The sequence below is a fragment of the Ruegeria sp. AI2 genome, assembly GCF_056541275.1.
The window spans coordinates 533443-551237 of the sequence record NZ_JBQFYB010000001.1; the positions used below are offsets into that span (position 1 = coordinate 533443).

The window sequence follows — 17795 nt, forward strand, 5'->3', positions numbered from 1 at the left end:
AGGGCGGCCATTCAAGCCTGGTTCGGCGAAGGTTCCGAGAGAGCGCAAAGCGATCACTGAATATTTACGAAATCCGGACGACTGTGGGATAGGATACTGCGAGAAGCGCGGCAATTTCGCACAGCTTTCAGCAGTCAATATTTGGTGCCGACAGATGGCTATGGTCTTTGGCGCTGATTGGCGTTTTATCGGCTCAAGACTTTGAAAACGGCCTGTTTGTCCAAAAATCAAGCAACATTTTCGCTATCTTGGTCTGGTGATGGGCATAGACCACCACGTCGAGCTTTTCCTGACCCAATTGATTGCGTAGGGAGATCAGCTCACCGCTTTCAATTTCCTTGTGCACCATGCTGAACGGCAACCAACCAACACCGAGACCGTTCAGGATCATTTCCTTTGCCCCACTTGAAAAGGCTGTCTGGCAAACGGGGTTTTTACTGAAATCGGCGGTTCCGAACGGGAGTTTGCTTTTGTTCAATGCTTCGCCGAAGTAGCTGTTCTCGGGATAGACGATGGCCGGTGTATTCAAAGGCACCTCACCGTTTCCGCGCACTGCATACCGCAATCCGCCACCGATGACCGGAATGAGGTAGTCGTGGCCCCAAGTGCCGCGACGAATGCCCGCTCCGAACGGCATTGGGGCGACGTTTCGCGCCTCATAGCATAGCAGCATGTTGGTATCGCCGCGCAGGAACAGAGTGACGCAATCGTTCAGATTGGCAGTCCTGAGGCGAAAACGGAGCCCCTTGAACGCGGCACGTGCACGCAATGCCATATCAGGGAAGGTGGAGACGACCGATGCGTGTGTCGCGGCGATCGTCACAATCGAAACGGTGGGGCCATGTTGCGCAATTTTTGTGCGCAGGTCATTTAGCCTTGCGATCAAAGAGCGGATTTCGGCCTCGTTAGAGGCCAGTGCTGGACTGATCTCGACCCGGTTCGATTTGCGATCGAGAACTTCAATCCCCAGCCACTCCTCAAAACTGCGAATACGCCTTGAGAACGCTGGTTGTGTGATGTTTCTGCGGGCCGCAGCCCGCGTCATGTTCCGCTCTTCCAGAAGGGCCAGAACATCATCAAACCACAGCATATTCATCCGCACCTCCCTAACACCCAAACAAAATGTATGAGCAGCCTGCGAAATATGCACTGTTTTTCTTCTTTTTCTTTTGAAAGTGTTTGGCTGTACGCAAAAGCAGGGAGAATGTGGTGGCTGAGACAATTCATATGACCGGCGATGACGCGATGGTTGCGCCGGAGATGGTTTTGAGTTTGTGCAAGGAGCTATCGCTGACGCTGGCCAAATTTCCCCGGGTATCGCTTGGCCATCTTCCCACGCCTTTGGAGCCGATGGATCGCCTGAGCGATGTTTTGGGTGGTCCGCGTCTATGGGTCAAACGGGATGATTGCACTGGCCTCTCGTCGGGTGGGAACAAGACCCGTAAGCTGGAATTTCTGATGGCTGACGCAGTTCAGAAAGGCGCAGATACAATCATCACGCAAGGGGCGACGCAATCAAATCACGCGCGTCAGACAGCAGCGGCGGCCGCAAAACTTGGCCTTGCGTGCCATATCCTGCTTGAGGATCGTACGGGTTCCAATGACCCGAACTATATTCTGAATGGAAACGTCCTGTTGGATCGATTGCATGGTGCCAGTGTCTCCAAGCGTCCCGGTGGCGCAGACATGAACGCCGAGATGGAAGCCTGCGCCGCGCAGATGAAGTCAGAAGGCAAAAACCCTTACATCATCCCGGGCGGTGGATCGAACCCTATCGGGGCATTGGGCTACGTGAACTGCGCGCGCGAGTTATGCGAACAGGCCGCCAATGCCGGGTTGAAAATTGATGCGCTGGTACATGCGACCGGCAGCTCGGGCACACAAGCCGGATTAGTCGCCGGTCTTGCCGCCCTAGAAAGTGACATTCACCTTTTGGGCATCGGCGTGCGGGCCCCGCAAGACAAACAGGAAGGCATGGTCCATGATCTGGCCGTACGTACTGTCGAGTATATGGAGACGGGTACGCCCATTGCGCGCGAAAATGTGCGCGCAAACTGCGACTACGTCGGTGCAGGATATGGTCTTCCGACCAAAGGGATGATTGACGCGCTCAAGCTGTTGGCCCGCACCGAAGGGCTTCTGTTCGACCCGGTCTATTCCGGTAAAGGGTTGGATGGCCTCATCGACCAAACCCGCAAAGGCTATTTCGACGGCATGGACAATGTCGTCTTTCTGCACACCGGCGGAAGTGCAGCCCTGTTTGGCTATCCCGAAACTTTTGAACTTCCTGGCTACGTGGCCTGAAATCTACAACAAACCAACAAGGAGATATCAAATGAAACTAAAAAAATATTTGATCAGCGCGGCTTTGGTTTCAGCTCTCAGCGCACCACTCGCCGCTGAAGAGGTTAAGATCGGTGTTCCCACTTGGACCGGAGCACAGGCTATAGCCCATGTCTTGGGTGAGATCGTGACCACCCGCATTGGCGGCACAGTGGAGTATGTGCCGGGCAACAATGCCACGATTTTTCAAGCGATGGATCAGGGTAAGGGTGACATCGACGTTCACCCTGATGTATGGCTGCCAAATCAGGAAGCGTTCACCAAGCAATACGTTGATGGTGCCGGCACCGTGACGTTGTCATCGAACCCCTACCAGGGCAACCAGGGTTTCTGCGTCTCCAAAGACTTTGCCGCAGAGATGAACATCACCGACATCGCGGATCTTGGACGCCCCGATGTAGCGGCTGCGATGGACAGCGATGGCAATGGTAAGGGTGAGATGTGGATCGGTGCGCCCGGCTGGGCCTCGGCCAATGTCAACGAGGTGAAGGTGCGCGACTATGGCCTGTTGGATTTCATCGATCCGATCCGCGCCGAGGAAGCTGTGAAGACCGCGCGCATCAAGGACAGTATTGCCAAAAAAGAAGGATATGCCTTCTACTGCTATGAGCCGCATGCTGTTTGGTACATGTTTGACGTAGTGATGCTGACTGAACCGACTTATGACCCTGAAAAATACGTGATGGTGCAACCCTCCGACGACCCTGACTGGTACAACAAGTCGATGGTGGCCAGTAAGGACGCTCTGAAGGAAGTTCAGATCGCCTGGTCCAACTCGCTTGCGGATCGCTCGCCGGCGATTGCGGAATTCTTCGCCAACTTCTCCCTAACCGCCGATGACGTGAGCTCGCTGGCCTTCGAGATCAGTGCCAATGGGCGCGATGCTGAGGAAGTTGCGGCCGAATGGGTTAACGCCAATTCCGAGCGCGTAGATTCGATGCTGGGTCTCTGAGCCAGGCCAAAAAAACAACGGGCAGCACCTAGCGGTGCCGCCTCACTTGAAGGCACGCACGGGTGGGCGGATGAGCGACGAGACTGTAATCGAAATTTCCAACATCTGGAAAATCTTCGGGGCAAAACCCGAGGCCGCTCTTGAAGCCATTCGTGCGCGGGGGCTGACCAAGGCTGAAGTCCTTGCTGAATTCAACGCGGTGGTGGGCGTGGCCGATGTCAGCCTCGACGTCAAACGCGGTGAGATCTTCTGTATCATGGGCCTATCAGGGAGCGGCAAATCCACACTCGTGCGCCATTTCAATCGCCTGCTCGAACCAACGGCCGGCAAGATCGAGATCGAAGGCACGGACGTCATGGCACTCGGCACAAAGGAACTTCAGGCTTTCCGCAACCGGAAAATCGGGATGGTCTTCCAGAATTTTGCGCTGATGCCCCACCGTTCAGTCCTTGATAACGTAGCAATGCCCCTGGAAATCCGCCAGGTCGCTAAGAACGAGCGTATGCGGCAGGCGGCCGCCATTCTCGACATTGTCGAATTGGGGGCTTGGGGGTCGAAATTCGCTCACGAACTCTCTGGCGGCATGCAGCAACGTGTGGGGCTTGCCCGTGCGCTCGCGGCCAACCCTGATGTTCTATTGATGGATGAGCCATTCTCTGCACTTGATCCCCTGATCCGGCGGCAGTTGCAGGATGAGTTCATCCGGCTGTCCAAAATTCTCAAAAAGACCACGATCTTCATCACCCATGACCTCGATGAGGCCGTCCGCATCGGGGACCGGATTGCGATCATGCGTGATGGCAAAATGGTGCAGATCGGCTCGGCTGAGGACATAGTCATGCATCCCGCTGATGACTACGTTGCTGATTTCGTGGCCGGGATATCGCGCCTGAAGGTGGTGCATGCTCATGCGGCGATGCAACCCTTGGACAGCTACCTCGCCACGCACGGCTCGCTACCCGCTGACATCGACCGAGTGGACCACAATGAGACACTTTCCGCTTTAATTACGCGAGCCATCGACGATGAACGGCCGGTTCTGGTGTCCGAAGGCGGTGAAGACAGAGGTGTCATCACTCGCGCAGATCTGTTGCGCACCGTGATTGAAGGGACGGAAATGTCATGAGCGAAGATCTTGGTGTGAACCCCCTTGAAGACACAGAAAGCGAAGCCGCGCAGGCCTACGCCGAGGAACGCCGCGAGAATATCCGCACCTTTGTGCGCACAAGTCCCGACTACTACATCCGCAACTTCGACAAGATCGGTTCGTCCGCGCGCTTTACGGCAACCTTCAATGTGATGGCCGGGCTTTTTGGTCCGATCTGGTTCGGCGCACGCGGACTTTGGTCATGGGCATTGGCCTTTCTTGTCGTCGAGGCAATCGGCTTTGTGCAGATAGCGCGGGGCCTATTCGGAGATCTGGGAGCGGATGCGCTGGCCCGTGTGACCTCGATCGAAGGTACGCTCGATTTGCGCTACCAGCAGCTTGCTGCAGCTCAAGAAAGCGGCTCGGATCGAGCCGCCGCCATCCAGCGCCAGATCGAAGGGCTGGAGGCCAACATTGAAGGTTTCCGCGCCGAGGCAGAGCTGCTCGCCGCGCAAGGTCCGTCGATTGCATTCACCGGGGTTATCATCTTGCTTGTGGCTAAGCTCATACAGGCTGTGGCAGCCAACTGGGCACTGGAGGCCCGGTTTTCTGACTGGCTCTCAAATCGCGCCATTCGCTCTGGCATGCCGGTCAGTCAGATTGTTTTCAGCGCGGGTTTCATGATCTTGTTGGTCGCGACCGCAATGATCCACTACAGTTTCCCCGGCCGTTTTTCATTTCTTAGCGAGTTTCCGACGGACAACTCAATCCGCCTGGCCAGTATTGACAGCGTAGAGGGTTTTATCGCCTGGTGCGTCGCCAACAGTGTGGCGTTCTTTGAAGGGCTCACCGCGGCCATTCGCTGGTTGCTGGATGCCATGGAGGTTGCACTGGTTCAAACGCCTTGGATTGTGGTGGCCTCGCTGATCGTTCTGTTGACCTGGCTCACGGCTGGGTTGCGCATGGCTATATGGTCTGGTGCCTTTCTGGCCTACATGGGCCTTCTCGGATTCTGGGAAAAAGCTATGACCACTTTGGCGCTTCTCGGCACTGCGGCGCTGCTTTCCATCGTGATTGGCATTCCTTTGGGCATGTTCTCTGCTCGCCGACCGCGGTTCTACGCTGTCATCCAGCCGATCATGGATTTCATGCAGACCATGCCTGCCTTTGTCTTCATGGTGCCTGTGATTGCCTTTTTTGGTGTTGGCAAGCCAGCGGCAGTGATTGTCACTATGATCTTCGGCGGGACACCTGTGGTACGCCTTACCGTTTTGGGTCTGCGCGGTGTTCCTGAAAGCGTGCGTGAAGCCGCGATCAGTTTTGGCGCCAACAAGTGGTACCTTCTTACCAAGGTCGATCTGCCGCTTGCCAGCCCCTCCATTCGTGCCGGTATCAACCAGACAATCATGCTGTCGCTCGCCATGGTCGTGGTGGCCTCGCTTATTGGCGCGAAAGGGCTGGGCGAAGACGTCCTCGAGGCGCTGCAATACGCCAATGTGGGCCAGGGTATCCTCGCAGGTTTTGCCATTCTCTTCTGTGCGATGATCCTTGATCGGATCGTTCAAGGTCAGCGAAAGTGATCCCCCTTGTCCTTGTTCATGGTTTCATGGGGGGCAGCGCACAATGGGATGGGTGTCGCGATACCCTACAGCAGCATGCTAATGTGGTTGCAGTCGACCTGCCTGGGTTCGGCGCAAATGCCTATCTGCCGCCAATTGACAGTATTGGCGGATATGCGGATTGGGTCGTCCGGCACCTCCGCGGCCTTGGAGTAGAGGAATATCATCTGCTGGGGCACTCCATGGGCGGTATGATCGCTCAGGAAATTGCCTTGCGCGAGGCTGAAAGGATTGACCGTCTTGTGCTTTACGCAACGGGCGCTGTCGGTGTTTTGCCGGGGCGGTTCGAGACCATTGAACACAGTAAAAATCGCGCTGCGGAAGACGGCCCGGCGGCCACCGCACGTAGGATCGCAGCGACTTGGTTTCTGGATTGCGAAGCTGCGCCAGGATATGAACACTGCGCCGGGATCGCCGCTCAAGCCAAGCTGGCCGCCATAAATGCTGGGCTTGAAGCGATGCAATCCTGGTCAGGAGAGCAGAACCTTAGCCGGATCCGGCAGGAAACTCTTGTGCTTTGGGGCGATCAAGATCGGACATATCCGTGGAGCCAAATTCAAATGCTTTGGGAAACAATTCCCAATACATTGTTAGCAGTTGTGCCAGGTTGCGCTCACGCTCTACATGCCGAGAGACCTGATTTTTTCACACGTTTAATCTCCGACTTTTTGGACCGCTGAGCAATCCCAACAACTTGGACCTTTGCAGGGCGGCAGCCAAGATCAGCTTTGTCCGCACCTTTCGAATTCACTTGGCGGAATTGAATGTCCGGACTGTGCCGATTCTGTGGAAAAACAACGTGTTGCTGGTGCAGAAAGCGGGCGTGTGAATGCGACGCGAGCGCCTTTCGGGTCAGGCTTTGTGCGTTTGCTGCGGTGCGGGAAAGATCTTTGCCAGCTTGCGGAGGTTCTGGGCGGTGGCGGCGAGGAGGAATTCGTCATTTGCACCGCATGGTCCGCGTAATCGGAGCCGTCCCAGCCCGAGGATGCGTTTGAGGTGGGCGAAGAGCATCTCGACCTTCTTTCGGAGTTTCATTGAGACGTCGTATTGCTTTGTCTTCGCAATATCGCGGGCAACCTGTCGGGCGTCTTCGTGTTCTTCACGTGTGATTTTGCGTGCATCGGTATTCGGTCAGCATTTGGCTTCGATGGGCAAGCCTGGCAGACTTCCTTCAGCGCGCGATAGCGGGCTGTGCCTTTACCGGTCGGACCTCGGTTCGGATCGGAGTAGTTGCGGCGGAACTGCTTGAGCACGTGGCCTTCCGGGCAGATGTATTGATCGTTCTCGGCATCCCATTCGAAGTCGGCGCGCGTCCAGGTACCGTCGTTGCGCCCTGATTTATCAAAGACAGGAATGTGCGGTGCGATCTCGCGGTCAACCAGCTAGCCCAGAAGTGGCCCGGTGCCATAAGCCGTGTCGGCGATCAGCCGTTCAGGATTAAGATCAAACTTTGCCTTCACGCGGTTCAACATCGTCTTCGTTGATCCGACCTCGGCTTGCCGGATCGAGCGGGTCGCCTCCACATCGACGATAACCCCATGATCGGTGTCGATCAGATAGTTGTCGGAATAGCTAAAGAACGCAGGGCCTTTACGTGCCGCCGTCCACTGGCTGGCCGGATCAGAATGGGAGGTGAACTTCCGTTGCACCTCGCCGGCGGCACCGAACGCAGCTTCATCTAACGTGTCGAGATACTCGCGAACGGCGCGAGGGGCATCGGCCGGGTCGATGTCGGAGGCGTCCCATTCTTCCTTGGGTGTCGAGTTTTGCTTGTTTGCATCCGCCTCGATAAGGCTGGCATCAATTGCCAGGCGCTGGCCGCTCAACAGACCTTCCACGATGCAGCGCGCCACAGTCGTCTCGAACAGGTGCCGCAGCAGTTCACTCTCCCGAAACCGGCCATGTCGGTTCTTGGAAAACGTCGAATGATCCGGCACGCGGTCAGTCAGGTCGAGACGGCAGAACCAGCAATACGCCAGGTTCAAATGCACTTCTTCGCACAGCCGACGTTCTGACCGAATGCCGAAGCAATATCCCACCAGCAGCATGCGTATCAGCAGTTCCGGGTCGACAGATGGCCGACCGGTGTGGCTGTAGAAATCTGCGAGGTAGGCGCGGATGCCATCCAGACAATGCGATCAATCGAGCGCAGCAGGTAGTCTTGGGGAACATGATCCTCAAGAGAGAATTCGTAGAACAACGCCGCCTGCGCTTCCTGCCTTGGTCCCATCATCGCTCAGTCCTCCCATCCTCGGGGAGAATTGAATCAGCGACTTACCTCACGATCAAGCAAGAGTTTTTCAACGAAATATGCCGTTCGCGGCTCTCTGCGTGAGCAAAGTGTAGTATCACGTTGAAGGTCCGGTTGGGGCTCAATTCACCAACTTAAACATGTTGCAGAGAAAGCCTGCAGAGAGCCCGTTTTGACCGATGCTGCATTACGCAGGAAAGACCGCTTCCCGAAGATGCAAAACATGTTATAAATGATGTGCTCAGCAATAAAGGCATTGCGCGCTGCTGTTGGGATGAACGGAGCCCTCCGTTTGTGACCCGGCAAAGTGTCAGCTGACCGCGCAAACCACAGCTCCATAACTTCAAACAGGCGGCGCGCCGTCTTGGCCAAAAAAGGGGAGCCAATTGCTGAAAAATGATCAACTCGAACAATGGGACCGTGAAGCTTTCTTTCATCCGTCCACACATCTGGCACAACACGCACGGGGTGAAAGTCCCGGTCGCGTCATAAAGACCGCCTCTGGTGTTCATATCGAAGACCGAGATGGTCAACGACTACTCGATGCTTTTGCCGGGCTTTACTGCGTTAATGTCGGCTACGGCCGCAGCGAGATCGCCGAAGCGATTGCCGATCAGGCACATGAATTGGCCTACTACCATTCCTATGTTGGCCACGGGACGGAAGCCTCAATCACGCTGGCAAAAATGATCCTTGACCGCGCGCCCACAAGCATGTCCAAGGTCTATTTCGGGCTGGGCGGATCGGACGCCAATGAAACCAACGTGAAGCTGGTTTGGTACTACAACAACATCCTTGGCCGCCCTGAAAAGAAGAAGATCATATCGCGCTGGCGCGGGTATCATGGGTCGGGTCTCGTGACCGGATCTCTGACGGGGCTTGAGCTGTTCCACAAGAATTTTGATCTACCTGTCGAACAGGTGATCCATACAGAAGCGCCATTTTTCTTCCGGCGGGAAGACCAATCACAATCCGAAGAGCAATTCGTCGCCCACTGCGTTGCCGAACTAGAGGCGTTGATTGAGCGCGAAGGCGCAGACACGATTGCGGCGTTCATCGGGGAACCGATCCTTGGTACAGGCGGCATCGTTCCCCCGCCCGCAGGTTATTGGGGGGCGATCCAAGCCATTCTACGCAAGCATGACATTCTTCTCATTGCGGATGAGGTTGTGACCGGTTTTGGCCGTTTGGGCACCATGTTTGGCTCGGACCATTACGGGATCACGCCCGACATTATCACCATCGCCAAGGGGCTGACCTCGGCCTATGCGCCTTTGTCGGGATCGATTGTCGGAGACAAAGTCTGGCAGGTCCTGGAACAAGGTACCGACGAAAACGGCTCTATCGGCCACGGCTGGACCTATTCCGCCCACCCCATCGGCGCTGCAGCTGGCGTGGCAAATCTGAAGCTGATTGATGAACTGGGTTTGGTCGAGAATGCAGGCAAGGTCGGCGCTTATTTAAATCAAGCCATGTCAGACGTGTTGTCCGACCATCCGAATGTGGGAGAGGTGCGTGGCGATGGCTTGCTCTGTGCGGTCGAGTTTGTGAAAGACAAAAACAGTCGGACCTTCTTTGATCCCGCCGAAAAGATTGGGCCGCAGCTATCAGCGCAGATGCTAGAACAAAGCAAGGTCATCGCCCGCGCCATGCCGCAAGGTGACATTCTGGGCTTTGCGCCGCCGTTTTGTCTGACCACCGCAGAAGCAGACGAGATCGTTGCCGCCACGGCGAAAGCGGTCGGCGCAGTTTTAGGTTAATCGTTACCGCCCGGAACCGGACATTCATTTCTTCGATTTGAATGTCTGGTTCGTCCGCTTAGCGGGCATTCAGGAGCCCCTTGGGTGTGACATTGCCAGGCATGGCAGGTTATTTCAGCAAGGCAGATGTCGCCACCCTCTGTCGAGGGCGTCTCAGCCCTCCATCGCCTCCAGTTCGTCAATGAAGCCTGAGATCATCGACAGGCCTTTGTCCCAGAACTTGGGATCGCTGGCGTCCAGGCCGAACGGGGCCAGCAATTCCTTGTGGTGCTTTGATCCACCTGCACGCAGCATTTCGAAATACTTGTCCTCAAACCCGTCGGCGCCGCTTTCGTAAACGGAATAGAGCGCGTTCACCAACCCGTCGCCGAAGGCGTAGGCATAGACGTAGAAGGGCGAGTGGACGAAGTGCGGGATGTAAGCCCAGAAGGTCTCGTACCCGTCCATGAATTCAAATGCGGGGCCAAGGCTTTCGGCCTGAACGCTCATCCACAGGGCGTTGATGTCATCCGGGGTCAGCTCGCCCTCACGTCGGGCGGCGTGCAGCTTGCATTCAAAGTCGTAGAAGGCGATCTGGCGGACCACCGTGTTGATCATATCTTCGACCTTGCCGGCCAGCAGAACCTTGCGCTGTTCCGGGGTTTCGGCCTGGTCCAGCATCTTGCGGAATGTCAGCATCTCACCAAAGACCGAGGCGGTTTCCGCCAACGTCAGCGGGGTGGATGACAGCATCTCGCCCTGGCCGGCGGCCAGCACCTGATGGACGCCGTGACCCAGTTCATGGGCAAGCGTCATCACATCGCGCGGTTTGCCCAGATAGTTGAGCATCACATAGGGGTGGACATCTGTAACTGTCGGATGTGCGAAGGCCCCCGGCGCTTTGCCCGGTTTCACCGCCGCGTCGATCCATCCTTTTGAGAAGAAAGGCGCCGCGATTTCACCCATCCGGGGGTCAAAGGCATTATACGCGTTCATCACCGTCTTTTGGGCCTCTTCCCAATTCACGATACGCGTGTCTTCCATGGGCAGGGGCGCGTTGCGGTCCCAGACCTGCATGACGTCCAGTCCAAGCCACTTGCGCTTCAGCTCATAATAGCGATGGCTCAGCTTGGGGTAGGCGGCCACGACCGCCTCGCGCAGGGCCTCGACCACCTCGGGCTCGACATCATTCGACAGGTGACGCCCGGTCTGAGCGGTCGGCATCTTGCGCCAGCGGTCGACGATTTCTTTCTCTTTGGCCTGCGTGTTGTGAACGCGGGCAAAGGTTTTGATATTGTCCTGAAAGACCGATGCCAGTTCACGCGCCGCGGCCTCACGTTTCGCGCGGTCCTGTTCCGTCAGCAGATTCAGGGTGCCTTCGATGTTCAGTTCTTCACCGTCGACATGAAAGGCCAGTCCGGCAATCGTTTCGTCGAACAGACGTTCCCACGCGTCGCCGACAACCCCCAGATCATGAAGGAACTTTTCCAGTTCATCAGACAGCTGATAGGGCTTCATTGCGCGGATGCGACGGAACACAGGTTCGTAGCGGGCGAGATCCGTGTTCGCCGCAAAATGCGCTTTCAGAACATCGTCTTCGATCCGGTTGATCTCGAGCGTGAAGAACACCAGCGGAGTGGTGAAGATCGTGATCTTTTCCTGCATGTCCGACAGGAATTTGGCGCGCTCTGCATCTGTGGTCAGTTGATAATAGCGCAGACCGGCAAAGGACATGATACGCCCGGCGATGGCGTTGATCTTTTCGTTGCGATGCACACAGGTCAGCAGGTCTGCGGCCTCCAGACCGGCCAGCTTGCCTTCGTAATCAGCAGCAAACGCGGCACATTCACCTTCCAGCCAATCCAGATCGCGCGCTAATTCGGGTGCGTCTTCCGAGGTATAGAGATCGCTCAGATCCCATTCCGGAAGATTGCCCAGATTGCCGGAACCACCGGTTGCGTTCGCGTCACGGACAGGGAAGGGAAGGTTGCGCATGGGTCACCTTTAGTAGACTGCTTTTGCAAACATCTAGGGCTGGCGCGCCCGGATCACAAGCGGCCAATCCCAAAGGTGAAAAGGTTTACGAGGAAACCAGCTTGGAAACGCTATTGGCCTGGTTGGCCAGAAAATGCGCCGCGATCTGGTCCAGAACAGGCCCTCGAACCTCGGGTGCTTCCATCAGCACCTCGTGTTCACCATCCGGAATTTCGATCAGCGTTCCGTTGGGCCAATTGGCCATGCGCGCACGAATTGCCTTGCGATCCACAATTTGCTCATGGCTGCCCAAAAATGTCAGGCAAGGAGTTTTCGGGGCGGGCTGTTCCATCAACCATGCACATTCGTCCAGCGACTCGCGCAGCCACAGGTTTGAAGGGGCACCCAGCGCGAGTTCAGGATGTGCGTTCAACTGATCCTGCATCATCCGGTACATGTCCGGGTCGCGGGTCAGCATGTTTCCCTCGAAAGGTTGCGACAGAACATAGCTTTTGAGCGTTGTGGTGGGGGGTGTGCGCTCGCCCAGGCCAAGCGCCGTGCCCCAATAGGCTGTTACGCGGCTTAGGGGTTTCATGACCGGAGTGAAGAAAATTCCCCACATAGGGCCCGTGAAGGCACACGCAGCAAAGCAGCCATTCTCGATGACGGCACGCAACCCGATTGCACCGCCCATCGAATGCCCGACCACGTACCACGGTTTCGGCAGGTCCAGCGCGCGTGCAAGTTTCAGGGTGACCTGAACGTCCTGCTGGTAATCGGTGAACTGATCGACATGTCCGACCCGAGCATCGTCCAGCAACCGATCTGCAAGACCCTGACCGCGCCAGTCGACGGCCAGCATGGCGAACCCACGTTCTACGAATTCGCTGGCAGTATTGCCGTATTTTTCAATGTATTCCGTGCGTCCCGGAAACATCATGACAGTGCCATGTGCCTTTCCGTCCGGAAGCCAGTGAGCAACGCGGATGCGTTTTTGATCCGACGTCGTCAACCAGCGGGCCTTTCCACCGGCGGGGCCGCCGGCCACGTCTTCAAACAAAGGGGCCGGCGAGAACTCCATCAGGCCAGTACCGATGCCAGCTTCATGGCAACACCCATGTCGCCATCAATGCTCAGCTTGCCGGACATGAACGCACCTGTCGGGTTCAATTCACCGCTGAGGATTTGTTCGAACGTGTCGGCATCCGCGCTTAGGGTGACATCAGCATCATCGTCGCTGACCCGCGCGCCGTTGGAATCCAGGACAATAGCCCCCAGATCGGCGATATCAAACTTGGCCGAGGCATCAAACGCGCCGCCTTCCAGTTTTTCATTCAAAGCGGCGGCTGCCTTTTCAAGTGTCTCGCTCATGTTTTTCCTCATATTGTTAGTGCGCCGTGAATGGACATCCCCGGTCGCAACGCTACACTGACTATTGTTATGAGCATTGCAATCTACAATCTCAAAGGTACCGTCGCGGCACTTTTTGTCCTAGTCACGATTTCCTCCACTTGCCTCGCGCAACAGGCGGATTCACGGGACGAGGGCGAATTGCTGCAACAACTTGCCCAATCGACGCCCGATCAGGCCATTGCTCTGGATCGGCAGTTGCAAGCTCTGTGGGCCCAGTCCGGTTCAGCATCGGCCGATCTGCTGCTGGAACGTGGCCGCGAAGCGTTGGATGACGGAGACGTAAGTGCGGCACTGGAACATCTGACCGCCCTGACGGACCATGCGCCCGATTTTGCTGAAGGCTGGCACCTGCGCGCTTCGGCCTTTTTCGGGATCGAACGGTTTGGCATGGCCGCTGCCGATCTGGAACATGCCCTGACCCTGAACCCCAACAATTACGAGGCAATCTATGGTCTGGGCCTGATCTTTGAGATTATCGGACAACCTGACAAAGCTTACGAGGCCTATTCACGGGCATTGGCTATACATCCCCACCACGAAGAAGTAACCAATGCGGTGAATCGACTGAAGCCGCAGATTGACGGCGCAGCGCTGTAAAGTCCGGGCAGGGGGCAAAGGTGAGCGGGTCATCCCGAATAGTGGCCGTTTTGGGCCCTACGAACACAGGTAAAACCCATTATGCAATCGAACGGATGCTGGGATACCGCACAGGTGTCATCGGTCTGCCGCTGCGTCTGCTTGCGCGCGAGGTCTACGATAAGATCGTCGCCATCCGCGGGCCGTCGGTTGTTGCGCTTGTCACCGGTGAAGAGCGGATCGTACCCCCCCGGACCCAGTATTGGGTCTGTACTGTCGAGGCGATGCCCGAAGGTATGGGTGCGGATTTCGTGGCGATTGATGAAATCCAGTTGTGTGCCGATCCCGAGCGCGGCCATGTCTTTACAGATCGCCTGCTTCGGTCGCGCGGAACAAACGAGACGCTTTTTCTTGGCTCTGACACGATGCGCGGCCCGATTGCGGCGCTGGTGCCCGAGGCGCAGTTTGTCCGACGCGAGCGGATGTCGCAGCTGGTCTATTCCGGTTCGAAGAAACTCAGCCGGATGCCGGCCCGCAGCGCTATTGTCGGGTTTTCGGTTGAGAATGTGTATGCCATCGCGGAGCTTCTGCGCCGCCTGAAAGGTGGCGCGGCGGTGGTCATGGGGGCCCTGAGCCCACGGACGCGGAATGCTCAGGTGGAACTTTATCAAAATGGCGAGGTTGATTATCTGGTTGCCACAGATGCCATCGGCATGGGCTTGAACCTGGATGTAAACCACGTTGCATTTTCATCCCTGACCAAATTCGACGGGCGGCGGATGCGCCCGCTGGCCCCGAATGAGCTGGCCCAGATCGCAGGCCGGGCCGGGCGTGGCATGTCGGACGGCACCTTTGGCGTGACCGGAGAGGCGCCGCCGCTGGACGAAGGTGTCGCGCAAGCAATCATGGACAGCCGGTTTACGCCGATGAAAAAGCTGAACTGGCGGAATGCCGCTCTCCGGTTTGGTTCGATTGATGCGCTGATCAGCTCGCTTGAGGTCAGCCCGAGTGACGAACACCTGATCAAAGCCCGCCCTGCTGATGACCTGAATGTGTTGAAATCGCTGTCACAACAGGCCGAGATTGCCGCCCGCGCAAGTGACGGTCCATCCATCCGATTGCTTTGGGATGTGTGCAGAATCCCTGATTTTCGCGGCATCAGCCATGCAGAACACGCCAGCCTTCTGGAAGTGATCTATGGCCACCTGCACGAACGCGGCAGTATTCCTGATGATTTCATGGCCCGGCAGATACGGCGGATTGACCAAACCCATGGGGATATCGATGCGTTATCCAAAAGGTTGGCATATATTCGCACCTGGACATATGTTGCGCAACGAAACGGTTGGGTGCGTGACGAATCACATTGGCGTGACGAAACGCGCACTGTAGAAGACAGACTGTCTGACGCACTACATGAGCGACTGACTCAAAGATTTGTGGACCGGCGTACATCGGTTTTGTTGCGGCGGCTCAAACAGAAGGAGGCCCTTTTGGCCGAAGTAAATGACAAGGGTGAAGTGACCGTCGAAGGCGAATTCGTCGGTCGTCTGGAAGGGTTCCGGTTCAGCCCGGACAAAAGCGCGCAAGGAACCGAGGCGAAAGCGCTCAAATCGGCATCTTTGCAAGCACTCGCGCCGCAATTCCATCTGCGTGCCGATCGCTTCTACAATGCGCCCGATACCGAAATTGATTTCACCGATCAGGGTGGCCTGATGTGGGGCGAATACGCCGTTGGCAAACTGGTTGCCGGGGCCGAACCTCTCAAGCCCGTGGTCGAGGTTTTTGTGGATGAGGCCGCCGGTCCGGATGTCGAACAGAAGGTGCGGCGCCGGTTGCAGCATTTCATCGACCGCAAGATTGCTGCGCTGTTCGAGCCGTTGCTGAATCTGTCGCGCGACGAGGAACTCAACGGTCTGGCGAAAGGGTTTGCCTTCCGCATGGTCGAGGCGCTGGGCGTTCTGCCGCGCGCCGGTGTCGCGCAAGAGGTCAAGGATCTGGATCAGGACGCCCGCGGCGCCTTGCGCAAGCATGGTATCCGGTTTGGCCAGTTCACCATCTTCATGCCGCTCTTGCTGAAGCCCGCACCGACGCGTCTGCGCCTAGTGCTATGGGCGCTGTATGGCGGTTTGCAGGAATTCCCCGAAGCACCGCCTCCGGGGTTGGTAACAGTGCCGGTCGCCAAGGATGCACCGCAGGGTTACGATACCATGTGCGGCTACCGCGATGCGGGCGACCGATCGATCCGTATCGATATGCTGGAACGTCTGGCGGACATGCTTCGTTCGGAAGATAGCCGTGGCGGGTTCGAAGCCAAGCCGGATATGCTGTCGATCACTGGCATGACGCTTGAACAGTTTGCAGACCTGATGCAGGGGCTCGGCTACAAAGCCGAGCGCGGCGAGCGTGACAAGGTCAAACCGGCACCGGCAGAGCAGCCTGAGACAGAGGCGGCTGAACAAGCCGTTATCGATGAGACGCCAGCACCTGACGCGGCCTCAGAAGAGGTCGCCGCGCCAGCCGAGGCCACCGAAAGCACTGAGGCGGCAGCAGAGGTCGTCGCAGAAGGTCAGGTTGCGGAACGTGCGTCGGATGAATCCGAGGTTGAAGTGTTTTACACCTTCACCTGGGGTCGTCAGCGCCAGCCGAACCGTGGCCCGCGCCGCGAGCCGGGGCAGGGCAAGGGGAAACCACGGGGCAAACCGCAGGACGGCCGTGGCAAACCGCACGGCAAGAAGGGCGGCAAGCCGCAGGGTGCCAAGACCTTCTCATCACGGCCACCGAAAAAGGAAAAGGCCATTGATCCCGACAACCCGTTCGCCGCAGCGCTTATGGGTCTGAAGGACGGCAACTGACGCAAGATGGCCGAGGCCAAACTGCGAATTGACAAATGGTTGTGGCAGGCGCGGTTCTTCAAGACCCGCAGCCTTGCCGCCAAACAGGTCAGTGGTGGCCATGTCCGGCTGAATGGAAACCGGGTGCTGAAACCGGCGCAGACCGTGGCCCCCGGTGACGTTCTGACCTTCTCGCAGGGCCGCATTGTCCGCGTGATACGTGTGGAAAAACTGGGGGAACGCCGCGGTCCGGCGCCCGAGGCGCAAACGCTGTACTTTGATATGACCGAAAAGCAGGAAGCGCCTCTTGTAAATCCGGGATTCGAGGGAAAAGGTCGACCAACCAAGAAAGATCGACGCGCTATTGATCTTTCTCGCCCGGAAGATCACTGATCCTGTCTTGAAGAGCGGGCCAGACTGAATTAGCTAGTCGCTCAAACCGCAAACAGGAATCCGACCATGACCTATGTAGTCACCGAAAACTGTATCGCCTGCAAATACACCGACTGTGTCGAAGTGTGTCCGGTGGACTGTTTCTACGAAGGTGAAAATACGCTGGTCATCCATCCTGACGAATGCATTGACTGCGGCGTGTGCGAGCCCGAGTGCCCCGCCGACGCGATCCGCCCCGATACCGAGCCAGGTATGGAGGAGTGGGTCGAGTTCAATCGCAAGTATTCCGAACAATGGCCGGTGATCGTCACCAAGAAAGACCCGCTGCCAGATGCGGAGGAGCGTGACGGTGAAGAGGGCAAGATGGAGAAGTATTTCTCGGAAGCGCCCGGCGAAGGCGGCTGAGTGATTCGTTCCAAGCGGCCTGTTTTGGCATAAAGACCGCGGCACAACCTGTTGAATGCAGGTTGAATATGATAAATTCCCGTAAGGTAAACTTTCGGGCGTCGTAAATTTGTGATATACTATACCTACATGATGACCGAGATTGGGATGCGCTCCGTAAGTATGCTCACTTTGGAGTTCTGAATTTGTGACAATATCGCCGCCTGACG

At 56.9% G+C, this 17795-nt stretch carries 14 protein-coding genes and 1 pseudogene; 10 read left to right on the forward strand and 5 right to left on the reverse strand.

The genetic code is table 11. The annotated features are described in order from the left end of the window. Window positions 1–193: 193 nt before the first annotated feature. A complete protein-coding gene (locus tag ACR0LL_RS02660; RefSeq protein WP_480583698.1) occupies window positions 194–1096 on the reverse strand; it encodes a LysR family transcriptional regulator in 903 nt (300 codons plus the stop codon). Window positions 1097–1290: 194 nt separating this feature from the next. On the opposite strand from ACR0LL_RS02660, the gene cuyA reads away from it, so the two are divergent. The 5 genes from cuyA to ACR0LL_RS02685 all read left to right on the forward strand — a co-directional run bounded on the left by cuyA (window position 1291) and on the right by ACR0LL_RS02685 (window position 6681). After that, window positions 1291–2304 (forward strand): D-cysteate sulfo-lyase, encoded by a 1014-nt coding sequence (gene cuyA / locus ACR0LL_RS02665; RefSeq protein WP_480585245.1) that lies wholly within the window; start codon window positions 1291–1293, stop codon window positions 2302–2304. A 31-nt stretch (window positions 2305–2335) separates the two neighbouring features. Next, window positions 2336–3295 (forward strand): ABC transporter substrate-binding protein, encoded by a 960-nt coding sequence (locus tag ACR0LL_RS02670; protein ID WP_480583701.1) that lies wholly within the window; start codon window positions 2336–2338, stop codon window positions 3293–3295. 70 nt (window positions 3296–3365) lie between these two features. Beyond that, the gene (locus tag ACR0LL_RS02675; protein ID WP_480583704.1) at window positions 3366–4421 is read left to right on the forward strand and encodes a quaternary amine ABC transporter ATP-binding protein; all 1056 of its coding nucleotides are present in this window, start codon (window positions 3366–3368) and stop codon (window positions 4419–4421) included. Then, the gene (locus ACR0LL_RS02680) at window positions 4418–5962 is read left to right on the forward strand and encodes an ABC transporter permease subunit (protein ID WP_480583707.1); all 1545 of its coding nucleotides are present in this window, start codon (window positions 4418–4420) and stop codon (window positions 5960–5962) included. The genes ACR0LL_RS02675 and ACR0LL_RS02680 overlap by 4 nt, the downstream gene beginning before the upstream one ends. Next, complete coding sequence (locus tag ACR0LL_RS02685) at window positions 5959–6681, forward strand: alpha/beta fold hydrolase (RefSeq protein ID WP_480583710.1); 723 nt, start codon at window positions 5959–5961, stop codon at window positions 6679–6681. Before ACR0LL_RS02680 ends, ACR0LL_RS02685 begins: the two co-directional genes overlap by 4 nt. Window positions 6682–6853: 172 nt before the next feature. Here ACR0LL_RS02685 and ACR0LL_RS02690 read toward each other — a convergent pair. Further along, window positions 6854–8234 (reverse strand): annotated as a pseudogene (locus ACR0LL_RS02690) (IS1182 family transposase). Between the two features lie 404 nt (window positions 8235–8638). On the opposite strand from ACR0LL_RS02690, the gene ACR0LL_RS02695 reads away from it, so the two are divergent. Then, window positions 8639–10012, forward strand: coding sequence for an aminotransferase (locus ACR0LL_RS02695; protein WP_480583713.1), 1374 nt, complete (start codon window positions 8639–8641; stop codon window positions 10010–10012). A 153-nt stretch (window positions 10013–10165) separates the two neighbouring features. Here the strand turns inward: ACR0LL_RS02695 and ACR0LL_RS02700 are convergent, their stop codons facing one another. From ACR0LL_RS02700 to ACR0LL_RS02710, 3 genes are all read right to left on the reverse strand, one after another. Beyond that, window positions 10166–11986: a M3 family oligoendopeptidase gene (locus ACR0LL_RS02700; RefSeq protein WP_480583716.1), complete on the reverse strand. Its 1821-nt coding sequence runs from the start codon at window positions 11984–11986 to the stop codon at window positions 10166–10168. Window positions 11987–12071: 85 nt separating this feature from the next. Continuing rightward, the gene (locus ACR0LL_RS02705) at window positions 12072–13046 is read right to left on the reverse strand and encodes an alpha/beta hydrolase (protein WP_480583719.1); all 975 of its coding nucleotides are present in this window, start codon (window positions 13044–13046) and stop codon (window positions 12072–12074) included. Next, the gene (locus tag ACR0LL_RS02710; protein WP_209504212.1) at window positions 13046–13336 is read right to left on the reverse strand and encodes an SCP2 sterol-binding domain-containing protein; all 291 of its coding nucleotides are present in this window, start codon (window positions 13334–13336) and stop codon (window positions 13046–13048) included. Before ACR0LL_RS02710 ends, ACR0LL_RS02705 begins: the two co-directional genes overlap by 1 nt. A 69-nt stretch (window positions 13337–13405) precedes the next feature. Between ACR0LL_RS02710 and ACR0LL_RS02715 the strand changes: the two genes are divergently transcribed. The 4 genes from ACR0LL_RS02715 (at window position 13406) to fdxA (ending at window position 17586) form a co-directional block, all read left to right on the forward strand. Beyond that, window positions 13406–13975, forward strand: a complete 570-nt coding sequence (locus ACR0LL_RS02715; RefSeq protein ID WP_480583722.1) for a tetratricopeptide repeat protein — start codon at window positions 13406–13408, stop codon at window positions 13973–13975. 20 nt (window positions 13976–13995) lie between these two features. Next, complete coding sequence (locus tag ACR0LL_RS02720) at window positions 13996–16809, forward strand: helicase-related protein (protein WP_480583724.1); 2814 nt, start codon at window positions 13996–13998, stop codon at window positions 16807–16809. 6 nt (window positions 16810–16815) lie between these two features. Continuing rightward, window positions 16816–17181, forward strand: coding sequence for an RNA-binding S4 domain-containing protein (locus ACR0LL_RS02725; protein ID WP_480583727.1), 366 nt, complete (start codon window positions 16816–16818; stop codon window positions 17179–17181). A gap of 66 nt (window positions 17182–17247) precedes the next feature. Continuing rightward, window positions 17248–17586, forward strand: coding sequence for a ferredoxin FdxA (gene fdxA, locus ACR0LL_RS02730; protein WP_170616129.1), 339 nt, complete (start codon window positions 17248–17250; stop codon window positions 17584–17586). The last annotated feature ends 209 nt before the right edge of the window (window positions 17587–17795 follow it).